This window comes from Pseudomonas sp. GD04158, from assembly GCF_029834875.1.
Lineage (GTDB): Bacteria > Pseudomonadota > Gammaproteobacteria > Pseudomonadales > Pseudomonadaceae > Aquipseudomonas > Aquipseudomonas hydrolytica.
In genome coordinates this window covers 1-24591 of sequence record NZ_JAODYT010000014.1, presented here as the reverse complement: position 1 = coordinate 24591, position 24591 = coordinate 1, and the positions used below count along the sequence as shown (strand labels likewise).

The following is a 24591-nucleotide window of genomic DNA, read 5'->3' as shown; positions in this document are numbered from 1 at the left end:
TATCGCTGCCTTGCAGCAGGGGTAACTGGTGACCTCGCAACGCATCGCCCCCGGACTATCACAAACGCCCTGCGCGGAGCTCCAGGTGGCCTTGATAACGCTGATTTGATATCCGCTCGCAAGGATTTCTCAGCTCCTCAACATCTTTTGAAATAGGTAGGAGGGCGCATGTTCACTCCGAATTCCATTCCCTATCAGCAACAACCTGGCTTTCAGCGCACTTACCGCCAAGGCCGCCTGACCCTGGGTCTTTTCTTCCCTCTCGAAGCCTTTGCCGGTGATACGCCGAGCATGCTCGACCAGGCGAGCCTGGCCCAACGTGCCGACAAGCTGGGTTTCTCTGCTCTCTGGTTTCGCGACGTGCCGTTACGTGACCCCAGTTTTGGCGATTCGGGTCAGGTCTTCGATCTTTGGGTCTACCTGGGTTTTATGGCGGCACATACACACTCGATTGCCCTGGGTACCGCCTCGATCATTCTGCCAATCCGCAATCCCCTGCATACCGCCAAGGCCGCAACCAGTGTCGATCAGCTCAGCGGTGGCCGCCTGTTACTCGGTGTGGCTTCCGGTGACCGGCCGGTGGAGTTTCCCGCATTCGGTGTCGACCCGGAGCAACGCGACAGCCTGTTCCGCGAATACCTCGCAGTATTTCGCGAGGTTCAGCGCAGCAGTTTCGTGCCTTTGACCTGGTCCGGCGGGACGCTTGAGGGCGCGGATCTGATTCCCAAGCCGACCACGGCGGAAATTCCGTTCTTTGTCACCGGCCATAGCCGCCAGACCCTGGAATGGATCGCCCGCTACAGTCATGGCTGGATCAGTTATCCGCGCGCCCCGAAGACGCAGGCGCTGATTGTCGAGGACTGGCGCGCTGCGGTTCGTGCCGAATGCGGTGAGCTGTTCAAACCCTTCACCCAGTCGCTATACATCGACCTGACGGATAGCCCGCAGACACCACCTCGCCCGATCCACCTGGGCTATCAACTAGGGCGATATCACCTGATCTCGTTGCTGGAAAGCTTGCAGGAAATCGGGGTTAACCACGTGATCGTCAATCTGAAATACGGCCAGCGCCCCGCGGGCGAGGTTATCGAGGAGCTCGGTCAGTTCGTGCTAGCCAACTTCGTCCTGTCGACATGAGGCAGCAGGGTGCTGGACAGCTACGACCCACGCTCACTGCTTCGTACGTGAGACGGGCCACCTAGCCGCCACGCCGGCGCTGGGCTTGAACGAGCCGAGCAGCGCAAGCTCGACGACCACCCAAGGCAGCCCCGGCTCTCATCGCGCTGCTGCGCGTGCCGCAGAAGGAAGTTTGCAGGCCCATCGTCTCTCCGATGCATGCATTGCGTGGGTCGAGATCAGGTGCGGTGATTGAGGCGCTTGGCCAGGCGATCGCCGCTGAACTGGATCAGGCTGACCAGAACCACCAGGGCGACGATCACCGTGAGCATCACCTGGCTGTCGAAGCGCTGGTAACCGTAGCGGTAGGCCAGGTCGCCAAGACCGCCGGCACCGATGGCGCCGGCCATGGCCGAGGAATTGATCATGGTCACCAGGGTGATGGTGAAGCCGCCGACGATGCCCGGCAGGGCCTCGGGCAGCAGCACGTGCCAGACGATGTGCCAGCGCCGGCAGCCCATGGCCTGCGCCGCTTCGATCAGGCCATGATCGACTTCGCGCAGGCTGACCTCGGCGATACGGGCGAAGAACGGCGTGGCGGCGATGGTCAGCGGCACCACGGCCGCCCAGACGCCGTAGGTGGTGCCGACGATCAAACGGGTGAAGGGAATCAGCGCCACCATCAGGATCAGAAAGGGAATCGAGCGGAACAGGTTGACGATGGCGCCCAGCACCTGGTTCAGCCGCGGCGCCTCGAAGATGCCGCCCTTGCTGCTGGTGACCAGGAACACCGCCAGCGGAATGCCGGCCAGCAGCGCCAGCAGCGACGACACGCCGACCATCAGCAGGGTATCGAGCAGGCCTTGCCAGAGGCGATCAAGCAGTAGTGACATAACCCAGTACCTCCAGGTGATCGGCCAGTGGCCGTAGGTTGTCGAGCAGGGTGGGGTGGTCGAACGGCGACTGGCCGACGGCGAGGATCAGATGCCCCACTGCGTGGCCCTGGATCTGTTCCAGGCTGGCGTCGAGCAGCGTGACGCGGCCGCCCAGTGCCGCACCGATGGCCGGCAGGTCAGGCTCCAGGCCGCTGCCGATGAAGTGCAGGCGCAGGATCAGATCGTCCTCAGGACTTTCGCGCTCGCTGTGCAGACGCTCTTGCAGACGCGCCGGCAGGGCATGCTGCAGCGGCGCGAGGAGAGTGCGCGTCACCTCGTGGCGGGGGGAACCGAATACCCGCCACACCGGCCCCTGCTCGACCACTTCGCCATGCTCCAGCACCACCACGCGGTCGCAGATCTCGCGGATCACCGCCATCTCGTGGGTGATCAGCACCACGGTAAGGTTCAGGCGCTGGTTGATCTCGCGCAGCAGGCCGAGGATCGACTGGGTGGTCTCCGGGTCCAGCGCGCTGGTGGCCTCGTCGCACAGCAATATCTGCGGATCGTGCACCAGGGCGCGGGCGATGCCCACGCGCTGTTTCTGCCCGCCGGAAAGCTGCGCCGGATAGGCCGCGTGCTTGTTTTCCAGACCCACCAGTTCGAGCAGTTCGCGCACCTTGCGCTGGCGCGCCTCGCGCGGCACGCCGGCCACCTTCAGCGGCAACTCGACGTTCTGCCACACGCTCTTGGCCGACATCAGGTTGAAGTGCTGGAAGATCATGCCGATGCGCCGGCGCAGGGCGACCAACTGCTCCTCGTCGTACAGGGCGATGTCGATGCCGTCGATCAGCACCCGGCCGCTGCTGGGCTGCTCCAGGCGATTGATGGTACGCAGCAGCGAGGACTTGCCTGCGCCGCTGCGGCCGATGATGCCGAACACTTCGCCACGGGCGATTGCCAGGTCGATGTCGCGCAGCGCCTGCACCGGACCGTGGGCGCCCTCGTAGGTCTTGCCCAGGGTGTCGAAGCGCAGGTGCGCGTCGAGGTGCTGGCTGGCCTGTGCAGCCTGCTGCAGATGAGGATCGAAGCCGCTCATCTCAGCTCTCCCAACCCGGCTGGTAGAGCTTGCCGTGAGCCTTGTCCAGGGCGGCGCGCACGGCCGGCGAGTGCTGGTAGATGTCGATGAACTTGAGCAGGCGGGCGTCCTTGGCCTTGGCCGGCTGAGTGACGAACTGGATGATGTACTCGGGGTTGTCCAGTCCGTCGAACAACAGCGCGGAGGCCGGATCGAAGGTGTTGGCCAGGCGGATGTAGGCTGGATAGCCCTGGACCACATCGACTTCCTCATAGGCGCGTACCAGTTGCACGGCCTCCAGTTCGATGATGCGGATGTTCTTCGGGTTGGCGGTGATGTCCTCGAGGGTGGCCTTGTAACCGACGTCCGGTTTCAGCTCGATCAGCCCGGCCTTGCGCAGCAGTTGCAGGCCGCGTCCGCCATTGATCGGGTCGTTGGCGATGGCCACCTTGGCGCCCTCGGGCAGGCTGGCGAAGTCTTTGTACTGCTTCGAGTACAGGCCGACGTTGTTGAGCACGCCGCGCGCCACCGGCACCAGGTCATAGCCGCCTTCCTTCCTGGCGTTATCAAGGAAGGGGATGTGCTGGAAGTAATTCACATCGATATCGCCGTTGGCCAGGCTGACGTTGGGCGCGATCCAGTCGGTGAACTCGACCAGCTCCACCTCCAGGCCCTGTTTCTTCGCCTCGGCCACGGCCACTTCCAGCGGCGGGGCGAAGGCGGCGGTGGTGCCGAGTTTCAGGGCCGGTTCGGCCAGCGCCAGGCTGCTGGCGGCAAGCAGAGTGCCGAGGGTCAGGGTTTTCAGGGTCTTGAGCATGATGGCGTCCTTGTGGTGTCGGTGTAGGTGCCGGCTTGCCGGCGATCCCAGGTTTCAGCGGTGTGATTGATCGCCAGCAAGCTGGCTCCTACGGGGGCTGTGAAAGGTTTCGATGTGTTGGCGAAACGCCGCACCGGGGTGATCGGCCGGCAGGCGCGGGCCCTGGCCGAACAGCTTGTGGCGCAGGGCGCCGTCTGCGTAGGCGGTCTTGTAGCGGCCGCGGCGTTGCAGCTCGGGCACGACCAGGTCGATGAAATCGGTGTAGCTTTCCGGGGTGACGATGCGCGTCAGGTTGAAGCCGTCCAGGCCGGTGGCGTCGATCCAGGCGATCAGTTGTTCGGCCACTTGCTCGGGTGAGCCGACCACCAGCGGGTAGCGACCGCCAAGGGCGTGCTGCTCGAGCAGACGCCGCTTGGTCCAGCCGCTGAAAGTCTTGACCACCGACTCGATGGCGTTGGTCTTGCGCGGCTGGATCGGCTCGTCCAGGCCGAAGGCGTCCAGGTCGATGCCGGTGGAGCTGGAGAAATGCGCGATACCGGCTTCCGGGCTGGCATGGCGCAGATACTCGGCGTGCTTGTCGCGGGCCTCGGCCTCGCTCGGCGCGACGATCACGGCGATGCCCATGAACACCTTGATCGCCTCGGCCGTGCGGCCGGCCGCCACGGCGCTGGCGCGTACCTTGTCGACCTGAGTGCGCACCGCCGCGTGGTCGTTGCCACCGATGAACACGCACTCGGCATGCTCGCCGGCAAAACGCAGGCCGCGTGGCGACGAGCCGGCCTGGAACAACAGCGGCGTGCGCTGCGGCGACGGCTGGCTGAGGTGATAGCCCTCGACCTGATAGAACTCGCCCTGGTGACGCACCTTGTGCACCTTGCCCGGCTGGGCGTAGACGCGCTGCTCGCGGTCGGCCAGCACGGCATCGTCCTGCCAGCTGCCTTCGAGCAGTTTGTAGAGCACCTGCAGGTACTCGTCGGCCTGGTCATAGCGGCGGTCATGCTCGACCTGCTGCGGGCGGCCCATGGCCTTGGCCGCGCTGTCCAGATAGCCGGTGACGATATTCCAGCCCACGCGCCCTTGAGTGAGGTGATCAAGGGTCGAAAGGCGCCGGGCGAAGGTGTAGGGCGCCTCGTAGCTGAGGTTGGCGGTCACGCCGAAACCCAGATGGCGGGTCACGCCGGCCATGGCCGAAACCAGCAGCAACGGGTCGTTGACCGGCAACTGGATGGCCTCCTGCAGCGGCAGGTCGATGCCGTTCTGGTAGACGCCGAGGATATCGGCGATGAACAGCCCGTCGAACAGCCCGCGCTCGAGCAACTGCGCCAGTTCCGTCCAGTAGCTCAACTGGTTGAAATCCGTCGAGCGGTCGCGCGGGTGCGTCCACAGCCCGTGATGGATATGTCCGATGCAGTTCATGTTGAAGGCGTTGAGGAGGATTTCCCTGGCCATCAGATGGTCCCCCGGCGTGGCGGCAGGCGCTCGTTGAGCGCGTAGTCGCCGATGGCGTGGTACTTCCAGCGCACCGGGTCGTGCAGCGTGTGGGTGCGTGCGTTGCGCCAGTGCCGGTCGAGGCCGTATTCGGCCAGGGTGGCGCGGCTGCCGGACAGCTCCAGCAGCTTGCTGGCAATCAGCAGCGAGACCTCGGTGCTGATGGCGCGGGCTTCGGCCACGGCGATCGAGGCGGCGGCCACGCTCTGTTCGTCCGGCGCGGCCTGGGCACGGTCGACGAACTCGCCAGCGCGCTCCAACAGGGCTTCGGCTGCATGCAGGCGGATCACCAGACGGCCGATTTCCTGCTGGGTCAGCGGGTCATCGCTGGCCTTGTCGATGCCGGCGTCGATCCAGGGGCGCGACTTGTGGCGGACGAACTGCAACAGATCTTCGTAGGCGGCGCGGGCGATGCCGGTGTCGATGGTCGCATGCAGCAGCTGGGCGAAGGGGCCGACGGTGGTCGGGCGGTCGAAGGCGCTCTGGAACGGCACCACGTCCTCGGCGGCCACCGGCACGTTGTCCAGCAGCACCGAGCCGCTGCCGGTGGTGCGCTGGCCGAAGCCGCTCCAGTCGTCGATCACCTGCAGGCCGGGCGCCTGGCGCGGGATGAAGGCCAGTTGGCCATTGCCGTGCTCGTCCACCGCCAGGGTGGGAATGCGCTGCGCATACAGCGCGCCGGTGGCGTAGAACTTGCGCCCGTTGACGCGGTAGTGCTCGCCATCGCGGCTCAGCCGGGTGTTGCGATCCAGCGCGGTTTTGGTGCCGAGTTCGGCCAGGGCGTTGCCGAAGCGCTTACCGGCCAGAACTTCGCCGTAGAGGCGACGTTGCTGCGCTTCGCTGCCGTTGATGCGCAGCACTTCCAGGGCATAGAAGTGGTTCTGCGGAATCTGCCCGAGCGAGGCATCGGCCTGGGCAATGCGGGCGATGACCTTGGCCAGGGTGACGCTGGAAACGCCCGCGCCGCCAAAGGCCTTGGGCACGCTGATGGCCCAGAGGCCGGAGTGGCTGAACAGTTCCAGTTCAGCGTGCGGCACGCGCCGTTCGCGGTCGCGTTCGGCACTGCCGGGGGCCAGCACCTCGGCCAGGGACTGGGCTACATCGAGGGCTTCGGCGTCGCTGCGAATCAGCGCCACCGTGGAAGTCAAAGGTGCGTTCATGGCTCAGATCCAGGAATGGCGGGCGGGGTGACGTTGGTTGAGGTGCCAGGCGCCGACGGCGTGGTACTTCCAGCGCACCGGGTCGTGCAGGGTGTGGGTGCGCGCGTTGCGCCAGTGGCGGTCGAGGCCGAACTCGGCCAGGGTGGCGCGGCTGCCGGCCAGTTCCAGCAGCTTCTCGCTGGCGGTCAGGGAGATTTCGGTGGTCAGCGCCTTGGCTTCGGCCACCGCGATGGAGGCGCGGGCGGCAGCATCGGCATCGATGGCGCTTGCTGCGACCTCATCGAGCACGCGAGCGGCCTTGTGTAGCAGCGCTTCGGCAGCGTGCAGTTCGATCTGCAGGCGGCCGACATCGGCGATCACGTAGGGATCATCGCCGGCACGCTCGACCTTGGCATCGATCCAGGGGCGAGCCTTGTGCCGCACGAAATTCAGGGTGTCGCGCAGTGCGCCGTCGGCGATGCCCAGATCGATGGCGGCCTGGATCAACTGGGAGAAGGCGCCCTGGATGCTCGGCTTGTCGGCCAGCGGCCAGAGCGGGATCAGGTTGTTCTCGTCCACCTCCACGTCATTCAGCAACACGGTGCCGCTGGCGGTGGTGCGCTGGCCGAAGCCGGACCAGTCGTTGACGATACGCAGCCCGGCACGCCCGCGCTGGATAAAGGCCAGCCACGGTCGGCCCTGATCGTCCAGCGCCTTGCTGGCGATCCAGTGGGCGAAGAGGGCACCGGTGGAATAGAACTTCTCGCCGCTGAACAGCCAGCGGCCGCCGCGCTGCACCAGGCGTGCCTGGATGTCCAGGGTGTGCTTGCTGCCCCGTTCGGGGCCGCCGTTGCCGATGCGCCAGCCGGCCAGCACGCTGGCGAACAGGCGCTGCTGTTGTTCCTGGCTGGCGGCCGCCTGCAGGACGCCGAGCAGGCCGAACTGGTTCTGCGGTATCTGCCCCAGGGCCGGGTCGACCGCGGAGATGATGCGAAACACCTCGGCGATGGTCACATGGGACAGCTGCGGGCCACCGAAGGCGCGCGGCACGGCGATGCTGCCGAGGCCGCTGGCGGTGAAGCGTTCCACCAGTTCCCAGGGCAGGCGGCGCTCGCGGTCGCGCTGGATGACTTCCAGCTGCGCCGCTTCTGCCAGGGCATGTGCAGCCTGCAGGGCTTCGGCGTCAGTGCTGAGAATGGCGGCGGGGAACAGCGAAGGGGCGACGTCCTGGTCGCTGTCCTCAAGGGTAATCGGACTGGTCATGCAAACCTCATCTTGTGGATGTGCCGCAGCGGCACCGAGATGAGGGCGCAACGGAGCGGCGGGAAAATCGAGGCTCCGGTGGTCCGGTTTTTATACCCTAGAAGATTTAAAAATATCTGTTAAATATGCTTTAGGAATATGCATGTGCCTGGAAGTTGGATCGACCCTTTCCAGGCACGCTGCAAGCCGGTCCGTCCCGGTCTTATCGCTGCTTGCAATCCGGCCTGCGCCTGTTGCGACGATTACCGCGACTCGTTGCGCAAGTGCAGCAGGCCCCAGCCGAGCAACAGGACCACCGCCGTTGCGGTCATCAGCCTGGGCATCTGACTGTCGCCGGCCGGTTCGCGCCAGCCGCCGTCGATGCGTCTTTCCCCAGACGGCGGATGGAAGAGGTTGCCGCTGGAAGGTCGGGCGCGCTGTCCCCGCTTCAGGGCTCGTCCGACGATCAGGCCGGAAAGCTGGGTGAAGCCAGGCACCAGGAAATGGGCGAGCCGCAGCAGGGTGGCCGTGCTGCCCACCGTTTTGCTGGCTCTGGGCTTGAGCACGACTTCGATCATGGCTTCGGCGACCAGGCGCGGATCGTAGCGCGGCGGTGGCGGGGTCAGTGCCCGGCCGGTGAAGTTGCCGCCATCGCGAAAGCCGGGGGTATCCATCACGGCTGGGTAGAGATCGCAGACGTGAATGTTCGGCCAGGGCGTGAGTTCGCCACGCAGCGCTTCCGTCAATCCGCGCAGGCCGTACTTGGCCGCGGAATAGGCCGCGGCGTAGGGTTGGGCGACCCAGCTGCCGAGCGACAGGGTGTTGATCAATACGCCCGATTTCTGCGCTTTGAAATACGGCAGCACGACGTAGGCGCCGCGCAGGTAACCGAGCAGGTCGGTCTGCACGACCTGTTCGTGAGCAGCCAGCGGCGTGTCCTCGAAGCGGCCAACGGCGCCGACGCCGGCGTTGTTCACCCAGACATCGATACGCCCGGCGCCGAAGTCTGCCGCCTGCTTGGCCAGGTGCTCCATGGCCTGGTTGCGAGTGACGTCCGTGGGCACTGCCAGCGCCTGCGCGCCAAGCTGCTCGCACTCCCTGACCACGGCGGCAAGCGCTTGGGCATCGCGAGCGGCGAGCACCAGGCGTGCCCCGTGGCGGGCGAATTCATGGGCGGCGCAACGGCCAATGCCGCTCGATGCACCGGTGATCACCACGAGCGAGTCGTTCAGTTGAGCTGTAGCCATCGGGCCCTCCGCAATCGTTGGTAAAGCGCTGCCTGCCGCCATGGCTTGCGCTCTATCGGCACGGCTCGCGTTGCGTAGCCCGGCGGCTGATATTCAGGTATGACGAAAATAAAAAGGAGGCCCTGAGCGGGCCTCCCTGAGGCTGCCTATTGACGGCCGCCACCGTGGCTGTTTTGGCCACCCTTGCGTCCCGCCTCGGAGGCTTTTTCCCGGTCATTGGCGAAGTTGCCGCCGCTGGCCTTGCCGCCTTTCTTGCCGGCCTCGGAGGCCTTCTCACGATCATTTGCAAAGTTGCCTGGGTTGTTGCTGTTGCTATTGGTCATCTGGAATCTCCCGATGCGCAGAGGCGAGATTGCCCCTGTTACTCAATGGAGAAACAAGCCGCGCTGGGCGTTCACACTATTTCTCTGCCGCCGATTGCTGCGGCTGACGAACGGCTGGGCGGACCCTTGGCAAGCGTATCGGAGCCCGGGCTCACCGCGCCGGCTGGCTTCGCGCACGCCTGGAAAAGCGCCTGAACCCGAGCCGATCACGCCGAGTCCACTGCAGACATCGCCTCGCGTCAGCGCTCGTGCTACGCGAGAGCTACCGGTCAATTCTTCACTGGAGAACGATCATGCATAACGCTCGTTTCGAATCCTGCATCAAGGCCTGCCTGGACTGTGCGGTGGCCTGCGACCATTGTTTCGGCGCCTGCCTGGGCGAATCAGAGGTGCAGATGATGGCGCGCTGCATACGCCTGGACCGCGAATGCTCGGAAATCTGCCGGCTCGCCGCGTCGCTGATGTCCAGCGGCAGTGACTCGGCAGGCGCGCTCTGCAAGGTCTGCGCGTACATCTGCAGGCAGTGTGGGGAGGAGTGTGGCAAGCACGAGGCCGAGCATTGCCAGCAGTGTGCCAAGGCTTGCATGCACTGCGCCGAACAGTGCAGCCAGATGGCCGCCTGACGCCTCGCACATGAGCGCTGCGGCCGTCGGTCGCCGCGCTCCGTGGCAATCGCCGGGATCGCTGGTCAGCGACTCGTCAGGCGAGGGTGCCGCTCAGATCAGCAGCAAGGCCAGCAGGACCGCGCAGATGCCCAGCACCGCGACCACCCGGCTGGCGCTCAATGTCCAGGCGTGCTTTCGCGCGTTGCGGGTAAAGCGCCCACGTACCTCGTGCAGACCGTTCACGGGTTCGAACAGGTTTCCGGCTTCGGGCTCTGCCTGGGTATCGTCCACCATCTGCCCGGACCACGCGGCACGTGCCATGAGCCGATCGAGCAGGCCCGGAAACAGCAGGGTGCCGATGATCGCCTTGAAGGTGGGCGTGCCGACCCAGAGCTCTCTCGGCGGCGCGCTGGCGACGCTGAGAATCGCCCGTGCGGCGACCTCAGGGTCATGTATCGGAGGCACGGGCTGCACCCGCTTGCCCAGCTTGTTGCGGGCCCAGTCGAATTGCGGCGTGTTGATCGCTGGTAGCTGAACCATGCAGAGCTTGATGCTGCTGCCCTGGTGGATCAGTTCGCAGCGCAGCGAGTCGGTAAAGCCCCGTATCGCAAACTTCGCCCCGCAGTAGGCTGATTGCAGGGGAATCGCGCGGTAGGCGAGCGCCGAGCCGACCTGGATGATCACGCCGCGATTGCGTGGCCGCATCAGCGCGAGCGCCGCCAGCGTGCCATGCACCGTGCCCAGATAGGTCACCTCCGTGACTCGCCTGATTTCGTCCGGCATCAGCTGCTCCACCGCAGCGAACACCGTCACCATCGCCGAATTGATCCAGACATCGACGGGGCCGAGTTCGGCTTCGAAACGTTGCCCGGCCAGGGTGAGCGCCTGCGCATCGGCCACATCCACACTGACCGCCAGGGTGGGCACGCCATAGGCCTGCAGCTCCTCTTCGGTCAGCGCCAGGCCCTCGTCGCTACGGGCGAGCAGACCGATGGCATAACCGGCGGCGGCGAAAGCATGGGCAGTGGCGCGCCCCACGCCTGCGCTGGCGCCGCAGATCACCACGACGCGATGGTCGACTTTGTTCATTCGCTTAGCCTCGCAAATACTCGAGAAGTAGAGGCGTTCGGCGAGCCGGGGTTCAACCCCAAGTACCCGGGCAGTGGACCCGATGTCCAGGCGCGGCCACTGCGTGAGCCGAACGACGATGCAACTCATCGCTCCAGGCGGGCCTCCAAGGCTGAGACAGGGCACTCGGCCAGCCGGCCAGGTACGCCCGGGCTTTGCTGCGAAACATCCGCGGAGCAGGGCGGCGCCACGCTGCCGTGCCGCGTGCGCCGAAAAGGGAGGCATCCATGCAACAGCTCTACCTGGGGCTCATGGCCGCGACGGCCATCGTTCTGCTGCTGGGGCTGCTGTCGCGCCCGCTGAAGCGCTATGGCCTGGCAGCTCCCTTTCTTGCCCTGCTGGGTGGGGTACTGCTTGGTCCGCAAATGCTCGGCCTGTTGCAACCGGATGGTTGGGGCCGCACGCAGCTGCTGCTGGAGAAGGCGGCCCAATTGAGTTTGGCGATAGGTCTGATGAGCGTGGCGCTGCGCCTGCCGGCCGGCTACATACCGCAGCACTGGCGCTCGCTGGCGGTGCTGGTGGGCCTGGCTCTGCCGTTGATGTGCCTAAGCGCAGCGCTGCCGCTGTACTGGCTGTTCGATCTTTCGCCGCTGCTGGCACTGCTGATCGGCGCCGTGGTCTGTCCCACCGACCCCATCGTGGCCACCTCGGTGGTGACGGGCGAGATCGCCGAGCGCGATCTGGATGAACCTCTTCGTCATCTGATCTCTGCCGAGTCGGGGCTGAACGACGGGCTGGCCTTGCCGCTGGTGATGCTGCCGCTGCTGTTGCTTGGCCTTTCGCCGCTCGAGGCTGGCCGGCAGTGGCTGGTGACGGTGGTGCTGTGGGAGATCGGCGGTGCCGTACTGTTCGGCCTGCTGCTCGGTTTGCTCGCCGGCCGGCTGCTGCGCCTGGCCGAACGCATGCGCTTCATCGAACAGCCCTCGTTCATGAGCTACACGGTGGCGTTGTCGCTGCTGGCACTGGCCGGAGCTGAGTTGCTGCATACCGACGGGGTTCTCGCGGTGTTCGTCGCCGGACTGGCCTTCGACCAGATGGTCGGCGGCAAGGAGCGCGCGGAGGAGGAGCGGGTGCAGGCGGCGATGGACCAGTTCTTCACCCTGCCGATCTTCATGCTGCTCGGCGTCGTGCTGCCCTGGGCCGAATGGCTGGCCCTGGGCTGGCCGGCCGTGGCGCTGGTGCTGGCCGTATTGCTGCTGCGCCGGCTGCCGGCCCTGTTGGTGCTGCGGCCGCTGCTACCGGCGCTGCAGCGGCGGCGCGACCTGCTGTTCGCCGGCTGGTTCGGCCCCATCGGCATCGCCGCGCTGCTGTACGCCTCGCTGGCCAGCGAACGCAGCGGCGAGCCGCTGGTCTGGCAACTCGGCAGCCTGCTGATCTGCGCCTCGGTGGTGGCTCACGGCCTGACCGCGACGCCCTTTACCCGCCTGTATGGATACTGCCGACGCGCCAGCCGCGAGTAGGGTCAGTTGTCCTTGCGCTTGCCTGGCAGCAGCGCGCCGAACAGCTGCTTGGCGGTCTGCGCGAGGATGCCGCGCTGGTCGGGGTCGCCCTGCAGCAGGGTGGAGGCGAACTGCTTGGCCTGCTCCAGGCTGATGTGCGGCGGCAACGGCGGCACGTCCGGGTCGGTGCGAAATTCCAGCAGCACCGGACGCTCGGCGGCCAGCGCCTGCTCCCAGGCGGGACCGACATCCTCCTCGCGCTCGATCAATACGCCGGTCAGGCCGATGGAGTTGGCGAAGGCGTGGTAGGGCACATCGGGAATGTCCTGAGAGGCCTCGAACTTCGGGTCGCCCTCCATTACCCGTTGCTCCCAGGTGACCTGGTTGAGGTCCTGATTGTTGAACACCGCCAGCACCCACTGCGGGTTTGCCCATTCGCGCCAGTACTTGGCCACGGTGATCAGCTCGGCCAGATTGCTCATCTGCATGGCGCCGTCACCCACCAGGCCGACCACCGGGCGATCCGGATGGGCGAACTTGGCGGCGATGGCATAGGGCACCGCCGCGCCCATCGAGGCCAGGCCGCCGGAAAGCGAGCAGCTCATGCCGCGACGGATCTTCAGATCGCGGGCATACCAGTTGGCGCAGGAGCCGGAGTCGCAGGTGACGATGGCGCGCTCCGGCAGGCGCGGTGACAGCTCGTAGACCACCCGCTGCGGATTGATCGGCTTGGCCGAGACCATGGCGCGCTTTTCCAGGGTTCGGTCCCAGTCGCTGCGCCAGTCCTCGATGGTGGCGCGCCAGCTGCGCTCCTGCTTGTCCTCCAGCAGCGGCAGCAGGGCGCGCAGGGTTTCGGCGGCATCGCCGACCAGGTTGACCTCCATCGGATAGCGCAGGCTGAGCATGTCCGGCTGGATGTCGATCTGCACGCCGCGGGCCTTGCCCTCCTGAGGTAAAAACTCGGAGTAGGGGAAACCCGAGCCGATCATCAGCAGGGTGTCGCATTCCTCCATCATCTTGTAGCTCGGCACCGTGCCCAGCAGGCCGATGGAGCCGGTGACCCAGGGCAGGTCGTCGGGCAGCACGGCCTTGCCCAGCAGCGCCTTGGCCACCCCGGCGCCAAGCTTCTGCGCCACCTCGAACACCTCATCGCCGGCATTCAGCGCCCCGGCGCCGACCAGCATGGCGACCTTCTTGCCGCTATTGAGCACCTCGGCGGCGCGTTGCAGATCCGCTTCATAGGGCACCACCCTTGGCCGGCTGTAGCCGATGCCGCTATGCACGGTGCCGTGCTTGTGCGGCGGCTCCGTGTATTCGGCTTCCTGCAGGTCGTTGGGCAGGATGATCGCGGTCACCCGTCGCTCGCCGATGGCGGTGCGGATCGCCCGGTCGACCAGGTGGCGTACCTGCGCCGGCGCGCTGGCCTGCTGGACGAAGGCGCCGGCGACGTCCTTGAACACCGACACCAGATCCAGCTCCTGCTGGTAATGCCCACCGAGCGCGGTGCGCGCCTGCTGGCCGGTGATGGCGAGCACCGGCATATGGTCCATGCGCGCGTCGTACAGGCCGGTCAGCAGGTGGGTGGCTCCCGGCCCGGAGGTGGCGATGCAGACTCCCAGCTGGCCGGAGAACTTGGCATCGGCCGCGGCCATGAAGGCGGCCATTTCCTCGTGGCGCGCCTGGATGAACCTGATCTTGCCGTCCGCCCGGTTGAGCGCGCCGAACACGCCGTTGATGCCATCTCCGGGATAGCCGTAGATGCGCCGTACGCCCCACTGATAGAGCCGCTCGACGATGAAATCTCCGACTGTCATGGCCATGGGAACCCTCCGTTACGATCAGACTGGGGGCCAGACAGGGCGGACGCCTGAGCGTCGGAGGCGACGATTTACGCCGCCCGCCCTGCATGACCGCTGGAATAGGGTGGACGTGAGGAGGCGCTGGGAAGTTTCTACTGATTGACCTGTGGTCATGCAGCGAAGGCGCAGGCGGCGAGCGATGCGGCGCCAGGCTGGTCGCGACGCCGGCTGTCATCATTCCTTCGCAACTCCTTCACATGACTGCCACCGCGCTTCGTTGCAATCGCTGCAACCGCCAGGAGGATGCAGCGATGCAGATATGCGTGATCGGGGCTGGATACGTGGGTTTGGTGACGGCGACCTGCTTTGCCGAAATGGGCAATCAGGTGGTTTGCGTCGAGCGCGACCCGCAGCGCGTCGCGCGTCTTGCCCAGGGCGAGGTGCCGATCTACGAGCCGGGGCTGGAAAGCATGCTGCGGGCGCAGCTGGCCAGCGGGCAGCTCAGCTTCAGCGCCCAGCTCAAGAGCGGCATTCGCCGCGCCGAGATCATCTTCATCGCCGTGGGTACGCCCAGCGGCGAGGATGGTTCGGCCGATCTGTCCCATGTGCTGGCGGTCGCCGACGAGCTGGGCGAGCGGCTGGAGCGCAGCTGCCTGGTGGTGGACAAATCCACCGTCCCGGTCGGCACCGCCGAGCGCGTGGCGCAGCGCATCAATGCCGGCCTGGCGCGACGAGACGTACGCGGGCGGGTCACCGTGGCGAGCAACCCGGAGTTTCTCAAGGAAGGTTCGGCCGTGGAGGACTTCATGCGCCCCGATCGGGTGATCGTCGGTTGCGACGACGAGCGTGGGCGCGAGCTGCTGCGGAGGCTTTACGCGCCTTTTCTACGCAACCACGACCGCCTGCTGTGCATGGGCGTGCGTGCTGCCGAGTTCAGCAAGTACGCGGCCAACGCCTTCCTCGCCACCAAGATCTCCTTCATCAACGAGATGGCGGGTATCTGTGCGCGGCTGGGTGTGGATATCGAGGAAGTCCGCCGTGGCATCGGCAGCGACCGACGCATCGGCACGCACTTCATCTACGCCGGCTGTGGCTATGGTGGCTCGTGCTTTCCCAAGGACGTAAAGGCCCTGATTCGCACCGCCGAGCACGAGGGCATCGAGCCGGGCATCCTGCGCGCGGTCGAGGCGCGCAATGCGCTGCAGAAGACGCTGCTGTTCCAGGCCCTGCGCGAGCATTTCAACGGCCACCTGCATGGCCGCGTGGTCGCGCTCTGGGGGCTGGCCTTCAAGCCCGGCACCGACGATCTGCGCGAAGCGCCCAGCCTGGTGTTGCTCGAGGCCCTGCTCAATGCCGGCGCCAAGGTGCAGGCCTGCGATCCGGCGGCCAATGCCGGAGTCGCCGCGCGCTATGGCCAGGCGATCGAGAGCGGGCAGCTGGTACTCAGCGAATCGCCGTATGCGGTCTGCCAGGGCGCCGATGCGTTGGTGCTGGTCACCGAGTGGAAGCAGTTCCGCCAGCCCGACTTCGCGCGCATCCGTGGGGCGATGCGCATGCCCGTGGTGTTCGACGGGCGCAATATCTATGACGCCGATCAGCTGGTCGAGCTGGGTTTTCTCTATCGTGGCATCGGCCGGCCCGCTGTGGGCAGTTGTAAGGCCAGCGCGGCTTGATAGACTGAGCGCGTTTTTTCCACTACCCCCATCAGGGAACCCCATGATCAAGAAATGCCTGTTTCCCGCTGCCGGTTACGGCACCCGCTTCCTGCCGGCTACCAAGGCCATGCCCAAGGAAATGTTGCCGGTGGTGAACAAGCCGCTGATCCAGTACGGCGTCGAGGAAGCCCTGGAAGCGGGGCTGAACGAGATCGCCATCGTCACCGGCCGCGGCAAGCGTGCCCTGGAAGACCATTTCGACGTGAGCTACGAGCTCGAACACCAGATCAAGGGCACCGACAAGGAGAAGTACCTGGTCGGCATCCGTCGTCTGATCGACGAGTGCTCCTTCGCCTACACCCGTCAGGTGGAGATGAAGGGCCTGGGCCATGCCATTCTCTGCGGCCAGCCGCTGATCGGCGACGAGCCTTTCGCCGTGGTGCTGGCGGACGACCTGTGCCTGAACCTGCAAGGCGATAGCGTGCTGGCGCAGATGGTCAAGCTGTACAACCAGTTCCGCTGCTCCATCGTGGCGATCCAGGAAGTGCCGCGCGAGGAAACCTCCAAGTACGGCGTGATCGCCGGCGAGATGATCCGCGACGACATCTACCGCGTCAGCCATATGGTGGAGAAGCCCAAGCCGGAGGATGCTCCCTCGAACCTGGCGATCATCGGCCGCTACATCCTCACCCCGGACATCTTCGACCTGATCCGCGATACCCCGCCGGGCAAGGGCGGCGAGATCCAGATCACCGACGCGCTGATGCGCCAGGCCCAGCAGGGCTGCGTGATGGCGTACAAGTTCAAGGGGCAGCGTTTCGACTGCGGCAGCGCCGAGGGCTACATCGACGCCACCAACTTCTGCTTCGAGAACCTGTACAAGACCGGCAAGGCCTATTGAGCCTTCGCCACCCGCTGCGCACGGCTGTCTGAGCGGTGCGCAGCGAGCCCTGCAAGACGCCACCTGCCGGTGGCGTTTTGCATTTCAGGGAATCGGCATCTGTTCCGAACCCGGCCCCAGCGGCTGGCCGAAGCTGAACTCCACGTAGTTGCCGGCAGGATCGCGCAGACCGCAGTAGTAGCCGACCGGGTAGGGTTCGTCGCGCGGTGGCCAGATCAGGCAACCGTCTTGCGCGGCCATGGCCGCGACGCGATCGACTTCCTCGCGACTGGCCAGGGCGAAGCCGAAGTGGCTGTAGTCGTCGCTCGCCAGGTGCCGGTCCTGGCCGCCGGGCATGATGACGAAGATGAACTGGTGCTCCTTGCCGGGCTCGGCCATCCAGACGATGCGCGTGCCCTTGCCGGGGCGCTGGTGGATCACCTGCATGCCGCAGTAGCGCTGGTAGAAGGCGATGCAGGCATCCAGATCGGGTACGTGCAGCGCCAGGTGAGTCAGGGTCGGGCGCATGAGGCTATCCTCCTGGTGTCAGCTTAGCCGCTGGCTTTCGGGTATGCTGGCGGCCTGTTCAAGGAGGCCGCAGATGAGTTACGACTTCGACCTGTTCGTTATCGGCGCCGGTTCCGGCGGTGTGCGTGCGGCGCGTTTCGCCGCCGGTTATGGCGCGCGCGTGGCGGTTGCCGAAAGCCGCTACCTGGGCGGTACCTGCGTCAACGTTGGCTGCGTGCCGAAAAAGCTGCTGGTGTACGGCGCGCATTTCTCCGAAGACTTCGAGCAGGCCGCCGGCTTTGGCTGGTCGCTGGGCGAGGCCAGCTTCGACTGGCCGACGCTGATCGCCAACAAGAACCGCGAAATCCAGCGCCTCAACGGCATCTACCGCAATCTGTTGACCAACAGCGGCGTGACTCTGTTCGAAGGGCATGCTCGGATTGTCGATGCCCACACGGTGGAAGTGAACGGTCAGCGTCACAGCGCCGAACGCATCCTGATCGCCACCGGTGGCTGGCCGCAGATTCCCGACATTCCCGGTCGTGAGCATGCCATCAGCTCCAACGAGGCGTTCTTCCTCGAGCAACTGCCCAAGCGCGTGCTGGTGGTGGGCGGCGGCTATATCGCGGTGGAGTTCGCCTCGATCTTCCACGGCCTGGGTGCACAGACCTCGCTCTTGTATCGCGGCGAGCTGTTCCTGCGTGGTTTCGATGGCGCGGTGCGCGAGCACCTGCGCGACGAGCTGAGCAAGAAGGGCCTGGGCCTGCAGTTCAACGCCGATATCGCCAGCATCGAAAAACGCGCCGATGGCAGCCTGGCTGCCACGCTCAAGGACGGCCGCGTGCTCGAAGCCGACTGCGTGTTCTACGCCACCGGCAGGCGGCCGATGCTGGACAACCTCGGCCTGGAGAACGTCGAGGTCAAGCTGGATAAGCGCGGCTACATCGAGGTGGACGAGCTGTTCCAGACCTCCACGCCATCGATTCTCGCCCTCGGCGATGTGATCGGCCGCGTGCAGTTGACCCCGGTGGCCCTCGCCGAAGGCATGGCCGTGGCGCGCCGCCTGTTCAAGCCGGAGGAGTACCGGCCGCTGGATTACCGGATGATCCCCACCGCCGTGTTCAGCCTGCCGAATATCGGCACCGTGGGCCTGAGCGAAGAACAGGCCATCGAAGACGGGCACAAGGTGAAGATCTTCGAGAGTCGCTTCCGCCCGATGAAGCAGACTCTCACCGAATGCCAGGAGCGCACCCTGATGAAGCTGGTGGTCGATGCCGACAGCGATCGCGTGCTGGGCTGCCACATGGTCGGCCCGGAGGCGGGCGAGATCATCCAGGGCCTGGCCATCGCGCTCAAGGCCGGTGCCACCAAGCAGGTGTTCGACGAAACCATCGGCGTGCACCCGAGCGCGGCCGAAGAGTTCGTCACCCTGCGTACGCCGGTCAGCCGCTGAGAGACGCATGGAAAAGCTGTTCTATGTCGCCGATCTGTTCGGCGTGGCGGTGTTCGCCATCACTGGCGCGCTGATGGCCGGGCGCAAATCCATGGACCTGTTCGGCGTGCTGGTGATGGCCATCGTCACCGCCCTCGGTGGCGGTACCCTGCGCGACCTGATCCTGGACAACCACCCGGTCAGCTGGATTCGCGACGACACCTACATCCTGGTGGCTTCGCTGGCAGCGCTGGGCACGGTGGTCTGGGTACGCATGACCCGGCCGATCCACGAGAAGGGGCTGCTGATCGCCGACGCCTTCGGCCTGGCCGTGTTCACCGTCTACGGCACCGAACTGGCGCTGCAGCACGACACGCCGATCAGCACTGCGGTGATCATGGGCGTGATGACCGGCGTGGTCGGCGGGGTGATTCGCGACGTGCTGTGCAACGAGATCCCGCTGATCTTCCAGAAGGAAATCTATGCCACCGCCTGCATTGCCGGGGCGCTGACCTTCATCGGTCTGCGCGCGCTGGATACGCCGCACTGGCTGGATACCGGCGCGGCCATGCTGGTGGTGCTGGGCGCGCGCCTGGCGGCGATCCACTGGCATCTGGGATTGCCGCGCTTTCACCTGCTGGACAGACATTGAAGATGATCGAGCGACTGGACCATCTGGTGCTGACCGTGGCCGATATCGAGGCCACCGTGGCCTTCTACGAACGGGTGCTGGGCATGCGCCACGAGCGTTTCGGTGCCGGGCGCAGCGCCTTGGTGTTCGGCCGGCAGAAGTTCAACCTGCACCAGGCCGGCCGCGAGTTCGAGCCCAAGGCCGCCAGACCGACGCCGGGCGCCATCGACCTGTGCCTGATCACCGACTGGCCGATGTCCCGGGTGCTTGCGCATCTGGCCGAGCAGGGCGTGGAGGTGGAGGAGGGGCCGGTGGCGCGCACCGGCGCCATCGGGCCGATCGAGTCGGTGTACTTCCGCGACCCGGACGGCAACCTGATCGAGGTCAGCCGCTACCCGTAGCGCGCGCCACGGCCTTCCTCACGTCTTGCCAGCGCGGCCCTGTTCCAGGTTTTGCCGCAATTGCCGTGCATCGTAGGGCGCGCGGACCTTCACGTCGTTGTCGAAGTAGCAGTACAGGTCGCGCGGCTTGCGCGGCGGGCGATGGCGGCTGTCGATCAGCTGGGCGTCGTCTGGCTGGTCTCCGGCCGTCCAGGCCTCGATGCGCGCCTGCCAGCGCCGCAGCGCCTCGTCCGAATAGCCGCTGACGTAGAGCTGGGCGTCGCCGTGCAGGCGCAGGTAGAGGAAATCGGCAGTGACGTCTTCGAGGTAGGGCCACTTGCCGGCGGTATCGGCGACCACCAGCGCCACGTTGTATCGGCGCAGCAGCTCGACGAAGGCCTGGCTGCGGAAGCTGTCGTTGCGAATCTCTACCGCGTGGCGCAGCGCTCGGTCCGGCAGGGCATCCAGATAACCGGTGACATGCAGACGGGCGTCGGCATGGCGGGCGAGCTGTCGCCCTTGATCGGTATCGCCGGGCAGCTGCGCGAGGAAGTCGCCGAACTGCTTTTCGTCGAAGCGAAAACTGGGCGGGAACTGCCAGAGTATCGGCCCGAGTTTCTCCTTCAGCGACAGCGGGCCGGAGGCGAAGAAGTTGGCCAGCGGCTGCTCGATGTCGGCGAGCCGGCGCACATGGGTGATGAAGCGCGGCGCCTTGACGCTGAAGACGAAATCCTCCGGCGTCTCGGCGTACCAGCCGGCGTAGCGCTGCGGGCTCTGCAGGCCATAGAACGAGCCGTTGATCTCGATGCTGTTGACCTCGCGCGAGGCGAATTCCAGCTCGCGACGCTGGACCAGGCCCTTGGGATAGAAGTCGCCGCGCCAGGGCGCGTAGCGCCACCCGGAAATGCCGATGCGCACATCGCTCATGCAAACCCTCCTGCTTGCGTCGCACAGGTGTCGACTCTATTTCCTACCCTGGCGCCGGCAGGAAGTTCAGGCTTTCTGGCGCGTTGCGCCGAGCACGCGAGCTGAACGATTCGCCGATAGCGGTCTCAGAAAATCATGGATGCCCCCAGACAGCCGACCGAGGTAGCCCCATGAGCACCCCCTGTACCGAAGGTTTCGCGCGCCAGGCGATATCCCTGACGCTGAACGGCAGCCCCTGCCAGGTCGAGGTCCAGCCCTGGATCACCACGCTCGATCTGCTGCGCGAGCGGCTCGATCTGATCGGCACCAAGAAGGGCTGCGACCACGGTCAATGCGGGGCCTGCACCGTGCTGCTCGACGGTCGCCGGGTCAATGCCTGCCTGCTGCTGGCGGTGATGCTCGACGGCCATGAACTGACCACCATCGAAGGCCTGGCTGCAGGCGGTGAACTGCACCCGATGCAGCGCGCCTTCATCCGGCACGATGCCTTCCAATGCGGCTACTGCACGCCGGGGCAGATCTGCTCGGCGGTGGGCCTGGCCGGCGAGGGCAGGCTGGAGGGCGCCGCCGACCTGCGGGAACGCATGAGCGGCAACCTGTGCCGCTGCGGGGCCTACAGCAATATCCTGGCGGCCATCGAAGAGGCCTTGCCCGCCTGTGAGTCGGAGGTGCGCTCATGACGCCCTTCGCTTACAGCAAGCCCCGGCAGATCGAGGAGGCGCTGCGCCTGGCCGGCCCGGACAGCCTGTTCATCGCCGGCGGCACCAACCTGGTCGACCTGATGAAGGAAAATCTGCTGCGCCCGGCGCGGCTGATCGATATCAACGCATTGCCCCTGCGCGAGGTGCAGACCACGGCGGACGGCGGGCTGCGCATCGGCGCGCTGGTCAGCAATGCCGACCTGGCCTGGCACCCCGAGGTGGAAAGGCGCTATCCGCTGTTGAGCCAGGCCCTGTTGTCGGGCGCTTCGCCGCAGCTGCGCAACATGGCCAGCGCCGGCGGCAACCTGCTGCAGCGCACCCGCTGCCACTACTTCTATGACAGCCAGACGCCCTGCAACAAACGCGAGCCCGGCAGCGGCTGCCCGGCGCGCGATGGTCTCAATCGCAACCACGCGCTGTTCGGTGCCAGCGAGCACTGCGTCGCGGTGCACCCGTCCGACTTCTGCGTGGCCCTGGCGGCCCTGGAAGCGCGGGTGATAGTCGCCGGCCGCCAGGGCGAGCGGAGCCTGGCATTCGCCGACTTTCACCGGCTGCCCGGCGATACCCCGCAGCGCGACACCGTACTGGAGGCTGGCGAGCTGATCCTGGCCATCGAACTGCCTGCCGAGAGCTTCGCTGCGCACAGCGCCTATCTCAAGGTGCGTGACCGGGCCTCGTTCGCCTTCGCCCTGGTGTCGGTGGCGGCCGCGTTGCAGCTCGATGCCGCTGGTCGTATCCAGGCCGCGCGCCTGGCGCTGGGCGGCGTGGCGCACAAGCCCTGGCGACGCGCCGAGGTCGAAGCGCTGCTGGTGGGCCAGGCGCCGGTCGAGGCGAGCTTCCGGACTGCCGCCGAACGCCTGCTGGAAGGCGCCCAGCCGCTGCAACACAACGCTTTCAAGGTGGAGCTGCTGCGCCGCGCAGTGGTTCGTGCACTGCGCCAGGCCGCCGAAGGAGTACGCGCATGAATTCGTCCAGCATCGGCCAGCCGCTCGACCGCGTCGACGGCGTGGCCAAAGTCACCGGCCAGGCGCGCTATGCGGCCGAGTATCCCGCCGACGGCCTGTTGCACGGCAGCGTGGTGTGCAGCGCGATTGCCCGGGGCCGCGTTCGTGCGATCGATGCTTCGGCGGCTCTGGCGCTGCCGGGCGTGGTCTGGGTGCTGACCCACGAGAACCGCCCGGCCATGGCCGGCGACGACGAGAGCTACGAGGATGAGGACGCGGCGGACGGTTCGCCGTTTCGCCCGCTGTTCGATGCGCGGGTGCGCTACAGCGGCCAGCCGCTGGCCCTGGTGCTGGCCGACAGCCTGGAACTGGCGCGCCACGCCGCCTCGCTGGTGCGCGTGGACTATCAGCCCGACGAGCACGAAACCGATTTGCGCGCGGCGCTGCCGCGCGCCCATGACGCCCCGGCCGAACTGCCTGAACCGCGTGGCGACGCCGACGCAGCCATCGCCGGCGCCGAGGTGCAACTGGCGCTGGAATACGAGCTGGCCAACGAGTACCACAACCCCATGGAGCCGCACGCCTCGACGGTGATCTACCAGCCAGGCGGCGACCTGCTGGTGCATGACAAGACCCAGGGGCCGCAGAACAGCCAGCAGTACCTGTGCAACGTCCTCAACCTCGAGCCTTCGCGCGTACGGGTTCTCTCGGCCTTCGTCGGCGGCGCCTTCGGCTCCGGCCTGCGCCCGCAGTATCAGCTGCCGCTGGCGGCCATGGCGGCGCTGACGCTGCGCCGTTCGGTACGGGTGGCGCTGACCCGCCAGCAGATGTTCACCTTCGGCTACCGGCCGCGCACGGTGCAGCGTCTGCGCCTGGGCGCCTCCGCTGAGGGCAAGCTGCAGGGGCTGATCCATGAGGCCATCGGGCAGACCTCGCGCTTCGAGGACTTCACCGAACAGGTGGTGCCCTGGTCCGGCATGCTCTACCACTGCGACCACCTGCGCCTGGACTACCGCCTGACGCCGCTGGACGTCTATACGCCGCTGGACATGCGCGCCCCTGGCGCCGCCACCGGTCTGTTCGCCCTGGAGTCGGCGATGGACGAGCTGGCCTGGGCCACCGGGACGGACCCGGTGCAGCTGCGCCTGCTCAATTACAGCGAGACCGATCAGAACCAGGGCAAGCCTTACTCGAGCAAGGAATTGCGCGCCTGCTACCGGCAGGGCGCCGAAGCCTTCGGCTGGAGCCGGCGCAGCGCGCAGCCGCGCAGCATGCGCGAGGGTGAGCAGTTGATCGGCTGGGGCATGGCGACGGGCGTCTGGGAGGCCATGCAGAAGCCTGCCAGCGCGCGCGCGAGCCTCAGCGCCGACGGCCGTCTGATCGTCGCCAGCGCCACCTGCGACATCGGCCCGGGCACCGCCACCGCCATGACCCAGATCGCCGCGGACACCCTCGGCATCGACCCGGCGCGGGTGCACTTCAAACTCGGCGATTCCACCTTGCCGACGGCGCCGTTGCAGGGCGGCTCGTTCACCGTGTCGTCGGTCGGCAGCGCCGTGCGCGAGGCCTGTCTGGCCCTGGCCCGGCGCCTGTGCGAAGCCGCCCGGCAACTGCCCGATGCCCCCTTCAGCGATGCCAGCCAGTTGCGCTGCATCGACGGCCGGGTGCAGCAGGGTGACGACAGCCAGCGCGCCATCGATCTGCTGGAGCTGCTGGCGCGCCACGGCAGCCTGGAAGCCGAGGTCGATGCCAAACCGGGCAAGCAGCGCGAGCAGGTCGCCAGCGCCACCCATTCGGCGGTGTTCGTCGAGGTACGGGTGGACGAAGCGCTGGGCACTGTCCGCGTCAGCCGGGTGGTCAGCGCCATCGCCGCGGGGCGGGTGGTCAACCCGAAAACCGCGCGCAGCCAGATACTCGGCGGCGTGGTCTGGGGCATCGGCATGGCCCTGCAGGAAGAGGCGCTGATCGACCACCGCCTCGGTCGCTGCATGAACCACAACCTTGCGGACTATCACCTGCCGGTGCATGCCGATATCGGCGACATCGAGGTGATCTTCGTCGAGGAGGAAGACGCGCTGGTCAACGCCCTGGGCTCCAAGGGCGTCGGCGAAATCGGCATCGTCGGTGTTGCCGCTGCGGTGGCCAATGCCGTGTATCACGCCACCGGCAAGCGCATCCGGCAGTTGCCGATCACCCTCGACCGGCTGCTGCAGGGCGAGTAGGGCGGGGGGGGGGGGG

General features: G+C 66.4%; 23 protein-coding genes. 11 read left to right on the top strand and 12 right to left on the bottom strand.

Going from position 1 to position 24591, the window contains the following annotated elements:
* Positions 1 to 168 precede the first annotated feature (168 nt).
* On the top strand, positions 169 to 1137 hold the full coding sequence (locus N7333_RS08020; RefSeq protein WP_129482623.1) for an LLM class oxidoreductase: 969 nt from the start codon (positions 169 to 171) through the stop codon (positions 1135 to 1137).
* Positions 1138 to 1355: 218 nt separating this feature from the next.
* Here N7333_RS08020 and N7333_RS08015 read toward each other — a convergent pair whose 3' ends face one another.
* The 8 genes from N7333_RS08015 to N7333_RS07980 form a co-directional block, all read right to left on the bottom strand.
* Positions 1356 to 2009, bottom strand: a complete 654-nt coding sequence (locus N7333_RS08015; RefSeq protein ID WP_003244916.1) for a methionine ABC transporter permease — start codon at positions 2007 to 2009, stop codon at positions 1356 to 1358.
* Positions 1993 to 3090, bottom strand: a complete 1098-nt coding sequence (locus N7333_RS08010) for an ATP-binding cassette domain-containing protein (protein WP_129482624.1) — start codon at positions 3088 to 3090, stop codon at positions 1993 to 1995. The genes N7333_RS08015 and N7333_RS08010 overlap by 17 nt, the downstream gene beginning before the upstream one ends.
* Position 3091: 1 nt before the next feature.
* The gene (locus tag N7333_RS08005; protein WP_129482625.1) at positions 3092 to 3886 is read right to left on the bottom strand and encodes a MetQ/NlpA family ABC transporter substrate-binding protein; all 795 of its coding nucleotides are present in this window, start codon (positions 3884 to 3886) and stop codon (positions 3092 to 3094) included.
* 54 nt (positions 3887 to 3940) lie between these two features.
* A complete protein-coding gene (locus N7333_RS08000; protein ID WP_279858634.1) occupies positions 3941 to 5335 on the bottom strand; it encodes an LLM class flavin-dependent oxidoreductase in 1395 nt (464 codons plus the stop codon).
* Positions 5335 to 6534, bottom strand: coding sequence for an SfnB family sulfur acquisition oxidoreductase (locus tag N7333_RS07995; protein ID WP_129482627.1), 1200 nt, complete (start codon positions 6532 to 6534; stop codon positions 5335 to 5337). The genes N7333_RS08000 and N7333_RS07995 overlap by 1 nt, the downstream gene beginning before the upstream one ends.
* A gap of 3 nt (positions 6535 to 6537) precedes the next feature.
* Entirely contained in the window at positions 6538 to 7776 is a 1239-nt protein-coding gene (locus N7333_RS07990; RefSeq protein ID WP_129482628.1) for an SfnB family sulfur acquisition oxidoreductase, read from the bottom strand.
* 242 nt (positions 7777 to 8018) lie between these two features.
* Positions 8019 to 9002 carry an SDR family oxidoreductase gene (locus N7333_RS07985; RefSeq protein WP_096826524.1) on the bottom strand — a complete coding sequence of 328 codons (984 nt, stop codon included), beginning with the start codon at positions 9000 to 9002 and terminating at the stop codon, positions 8019 to 8021.
* 146 nt (positions 9003 to 9148) lie between these two features.
* Positions 9149 to 9325, bottom strand: a complete 177-nt coding sequence (locus tag N7333_RS07980; protein ID WP_003244929.1) for a general stress protein — start codon at positions 9323 to 9325, stop codon at positions 9149 to 9151.
* Positions 9326 to 9618: 293 nt separating this feature from the next.
* Between N7333_RS07980 and N7333_RS07975 the strand changes: the two genes are divergently transcribed.
* Positions 9619 to 9948 (top strand): four-helix bundle copper-binding protein, encoded by a 330-nt coding sequence (locus N7333_RS07975; RefSeq protein WP_129482629.1) that lies wholly within the window; start codon positions 9619 to 9621, stop codon positions 9946 to 9948.
* Between the two features lie 93 nt (positions 9949 to 10041).
* Here N7333_RS07975 and N7333_RS07970 read toward each other — a convergent pair whose 3' ends face one another.
* Positions 10042 to 11019, bottom strand: a complete 978-nt coding sequence (locus N7333_RS07970; protein WP_012018690.1) for an SDR family oxidoreductase — start codon at positions 11017 to 11019, stop codon at positions 10042 to 10044.
* A gap of 266 nt (positions 11020 to 11285) precedes the next feature.
* Here N7333_RS07970 and N7333_RS07965 point away from each other — a divergent pair, with 266 nt between their 5' ends.
* Positions 11286 to 12518 carry a cation:proton antiporter gene (locus N7333_RS07965; protein ID WP_003244934.1) on the top strand — a complete coding sequence of 411 codons (1233 nt, stop codon included), beginning with the start codon at positions 11286 to 11288 and terminating at the stop codon, positions 12516 to 12518.
* A 2-nt stretch (positions 12519 to 12520) separates the two neighbouring features.
* Here the strand turns inward: N7333_RS07965 and N7333_RS07960 are convergent, their stop codons facing one another.
* Positions 12521 to 14317 (bottom strand): thiamine pyrophosphate-requiring protein, encoded by a 1797-nt coding sequence (locus N7333_RS07960; protein ID WP_129482630.1) that lies wholly within the window; start codon positions 14315 to 14317, stop codon positions 12521 to 12523.
* Between the two features lie 290 nt (positions 14318 to 14607).
* On the opposite strand from N7333_RS07960, the gene N7333_RS07955 reads away from it, so the two are divergent.
* Together N7333_RS07955 and galU are read left to right on the top strand one after the other, a co-directional pair.
* Positions 14608 to 15969, top strand: a complete 1362-nt coding sequence (locus tag N7333_RS07955; protein ID WP_129482631.1) for a UDP-glucose/GDP-mannose dehydrogenase family protein — start codon at positions 14608 to 14610, stop codon at positions 15967 to 15969.
* A 43-nt stretch (positions 15970 to 16012) separates the two neighbouring features.
* Positions 16013 to 16852 carry a UTP--glucose-1-phosphate uridylyltransferase GalU gene (galU, locus tag N7333_RS07950; protein WP_003244954.1) on the top strand — a complete coding sequence of 280 codons (840 nt, stop codon included), beginning with the start codon at positions 16013 to 16015 and terminating at the stop codon, positions 16850 to 16852.
* A gap of 84 nt (positions 16853 to 16936) precedes the next feature.
* Here the strand turns inward: galU and N7333_RS07945 are convergent, their stop codons facing one another.
* Positions 16937 to 17359 (bottom strand): VOC family protein, encoded by a 423-nt coding sequence (locus N7333_RS07945; RefSeq protein WP_096826518.1) that lies wholly within the window; start codon positions 17357 to 17359, stop codon positions 16937 to 16939.
* A 73-nt stretch (positions 17360 to 17432) separates the two neighbouring features.
* On the opposite strand from N7333_RS07945, the gene gorA reads away from it, so the two are divergent.
* Genes gorA through N7333_RS07930 form a run of 3 tightly spaced genes read left to right on the top strand, consistent with a single transcriptional unit; the run spans position 17433 to position 19802 of the window.
* Complete coding sequence (gorA, locus tag N7333_RS07940) at positions 17433 to 18791, top strand: glutathione-disulfide reductase (protein WP_279858631.1); 1359 nt, start codon at positions 17433 to 17435, stop codon at positions 18789 to 18791.
* Positions 18792 to 18798: 7 nt separating this feature from the next.
* On the top strand, positions 18799 to 19422 hold the full coding sequence (locus tag N7333_RS07935) for a trimeric intracellular cation channel family protein (RefSeq protein ID WP_003244959.1): 624 nt from the start codon (positions 18799 to 18801) through the stop codon (positions 19420 to 19422).
* Between the two features lie 2 nt (positions 19423 to 19424).
* A complete protein-coding gene (locus N7333_RS07930; protein ID WP_003244961.1) occupies positions 19425 to 19802 on the top strand; it encodes a VOC family protein in 378 nt (125 codons plus the stop codon).
* A gap of 18 nt (positions 19803 to 19820) precedes the next feature.
* On the opposite strand, the gene N7333_RS07925 is transcribed toward N7333_RS07930, so the two are convergent.
* Positions 19821 to 20708, bottom strand: a complete 888-nt coding sequence (locus N7333_RS07925; protein WP_279858630.1) for a DUF72 domain-containing protein — start codon at positions 20706 to 20708, stop codon at positions 19821 to 19823.
* 170 nt (positions 20709 to 20878) lie between these two features.
* On the opposite strand from N7333_RS07925, the gene N7333_RS07920 reads away from it, so the two are divergent.
* Genes N7333_RS07920 through N7333_RS07910 form a run of 3 tightly spaced genes read left to right on the top strand, consistent with a single transcriptional unit; the run spans position 20879 to position 24575 of the window.
* Positions 20879 to 21388, top strand: a complete 510-nt coding sequence (locus tag N7333_RS07920) for a (2Fe-2S)-binding protein (protein WP_012018683.1) — start codon at positions 20879 to 20881, stop codon at positions 21386 to 21388.
* Positions 21385 to 22374: a xanthine dehydrogenase family protein subunit M gene (locus tag N7333_RS07915; RefSeq protein ID WP_279858629.1), complete on the top strand. Its 990-nt coding sequence runs from the start codon at positions 21385 to 21387 to the stop codon at positions 22372 to 22374. Before N7333_RS07920 ends, N7333_RS07915 begins: the two co-directional genes overlap by 4 nt.
* Positions 22371 to 24575: a xanthine dehydrogenase family protein molybdopterin-binding subunit gene (locus N7333_RS07910; RefSeq protein WP_279858628.1), complete on the top strand. Its 2205-nt coding sequence runs from the start codon at positions 22371 to 22373 to the stop codon at positions 24573 to 24575. The genes N7333_RS07915 and N7333_RS07910 overlap by 4 nt, the downstream gene beginning before the upstream one ends.
* Positions 24576 to 24591: the final 16 nt, after the last annotated feature.

Excerpts from the sequence above, each read along its gene's own strand:
- N7333_RS08020 (WP_129482623.1), top strand. The coding sequence starts at position 169 with ATGTTCACTCCGAATTCCATTCCCTATCAGCAACAACCTGGCTTTCAG.
- N7333_RS08015 (WP_003244916.1), bottom strand. The coding sequence starts at position 2,009 with ATGTCACTACTGCTTGATCGCCTCTGGCAAGGCCTGCTCGATACCCTG.
- N7333_RS08010 (WP_129482624.1), bottom strand. The coding sequence starts at position 3,090 with ATGAGCGGCTTCGATCCTCATCTGCAGCAGGCTGCACAGGCCAGCCAG.
- N7333_RS08005 (WP_129482625.1), bottom strand. The coding sequence starts at position 3,886 with ATGCTCAAGACCCTGAAAACCCTGACCCTCGGCACTCTGCTTGCCGCC.
- N7333_RS08000 (WP_279858634.1), bottom strand. The coding sequence starts at position 5,335 with ATGGCCAGGGAAATCCTCCTCAACGCCTTCAACATGAACTGCATCGGA.
- N7333_RS07995 (WP_129482627.1), bottom strand. The coding sequence starts at position 6,534 with ATGAACGCACCTTTGACTTCCACGGTGGCGCTGATTCGCAGCGACGCC.
- N7333_RS07990 (WP_129482628.1), bottom strand. The coding sequence starts at position 7,776 with ATGACCAGTCCGATTACCCTTGAGGACAGCGACCAGGACGTCGCCCCT.
- N7333_RS07985 (WP_096826524.1), bottom strand. The coding sequence starts at position 9,002 with ATGGCTACAGCTCAACTGAACGACTCGCTCGTGGTGATCACCGGTGCA.
- N7333_RS07980 (WP_003244929.1), bottom strand. The coding sequence starts at position 9,325 with ATGACCAATAGCAACAGCAACAACCCAGGCAACTTTGCAAATGATCGT.
- N7333_RS07975 (WP_129482629.1), top strand. The coding sequence starts at position 9,619 with ATGCATAACGCTCGTTTCGAATCCTGCATCAAGGCCTGCCTGGACTGT.
- N7333_RS07970 (WP_012018690.1), bottom strand. The coding sequence starts at position 11,019 with ATGAACAAAGTCGACCATCGCGTCGTGGTGATCTGCGGCGCCAGCGCA.
- N7333_RS07965 (WP_003244934.1), top strand. The coding sequence starts at position 11,286 with ATGCAACAGCTCTACCTGGGGCTCATGGCCGCGACGGCCATCGTTCTG.
- N7333_RS07960 (WP_129482630.1), bottom strand. The coding sequence starts at position 14,317 with ATGGCCATGACAGTCGGAGATTTCATCGTCGAGCGGCTCTATCAGTGG.
- N7333_RS07955 (WP_129482631.1), top strand. The coding sequence starts at position 14,608 with ATGCAGATATGCGTGATCGGGGCTGGATACGTGGGTTTGGTGACGGCG.
- galU (WP_003244954.1), top strand. The coding sequence starts at position 16,013 with ATGATCAAGAAATGCCTGTTTCCCGCTGCCGGTTACGGCACCCGCTTC.
- N7333_RS07945 (WP_096826518.1), bottom strand. The coding sequence starts at position 17,359 with ATGCGCCCGACCCTGACTCACCTGGCGCTGCACGTACCCGATCTGGAT.
- gorA (WP_279858631.1), top strand. The coding sequence starts at position 17,433 with ATGAGTTACGACTTCGACCTGTTCGTTATCGGCGCCGGTTCCGGCGGT.
- N7333_RS07935 (WP_003244959.1), top strand. The coding sequence starts at position 18,799 with ATGGAAAAGCTGTTCTATGTCGCCGATCTGTTCGGCGTGGCGGTGTTC.
- N7333_RS07930 (WP_003244961.1), top strand. The coding sequence starts at position 19,425 with ATGATCGAGCGACTGGACCATCTGGTGCTGACCGTGGCCGATATCGAG.
- N7333_RS07925 (WP_279858630.1), bottom strand. The coding sequence starts at position 20,708 with ATGAGCGATGTGCGCATCGGCATTTCCGGGTGGCGCTACGCGCCCTGG.
- N7333_RS07920 (WP_012018683.1), top strand. The coding sequence starts at position 20,879 with ATGAGCACCCCCTGTACCGAAGGTTTCGCGCGCCAGGCGATATCCCTG.
- N7333_RS07915 (WP_279858629.1), top strand. The coding sequence starts at position 21,385 with ATGACGCCCTTCGCTTACAGCAAGCCCCGGCAGATCGAGGAGGCGCTG.
- N7333_RS07910 (WP_279858628.1), top strand. The coding sequence starts at position 22,371 with ATGAATTCGTCCAGCATCGGCCAGCCGCTCGACCGCGTCGACGGCGTG.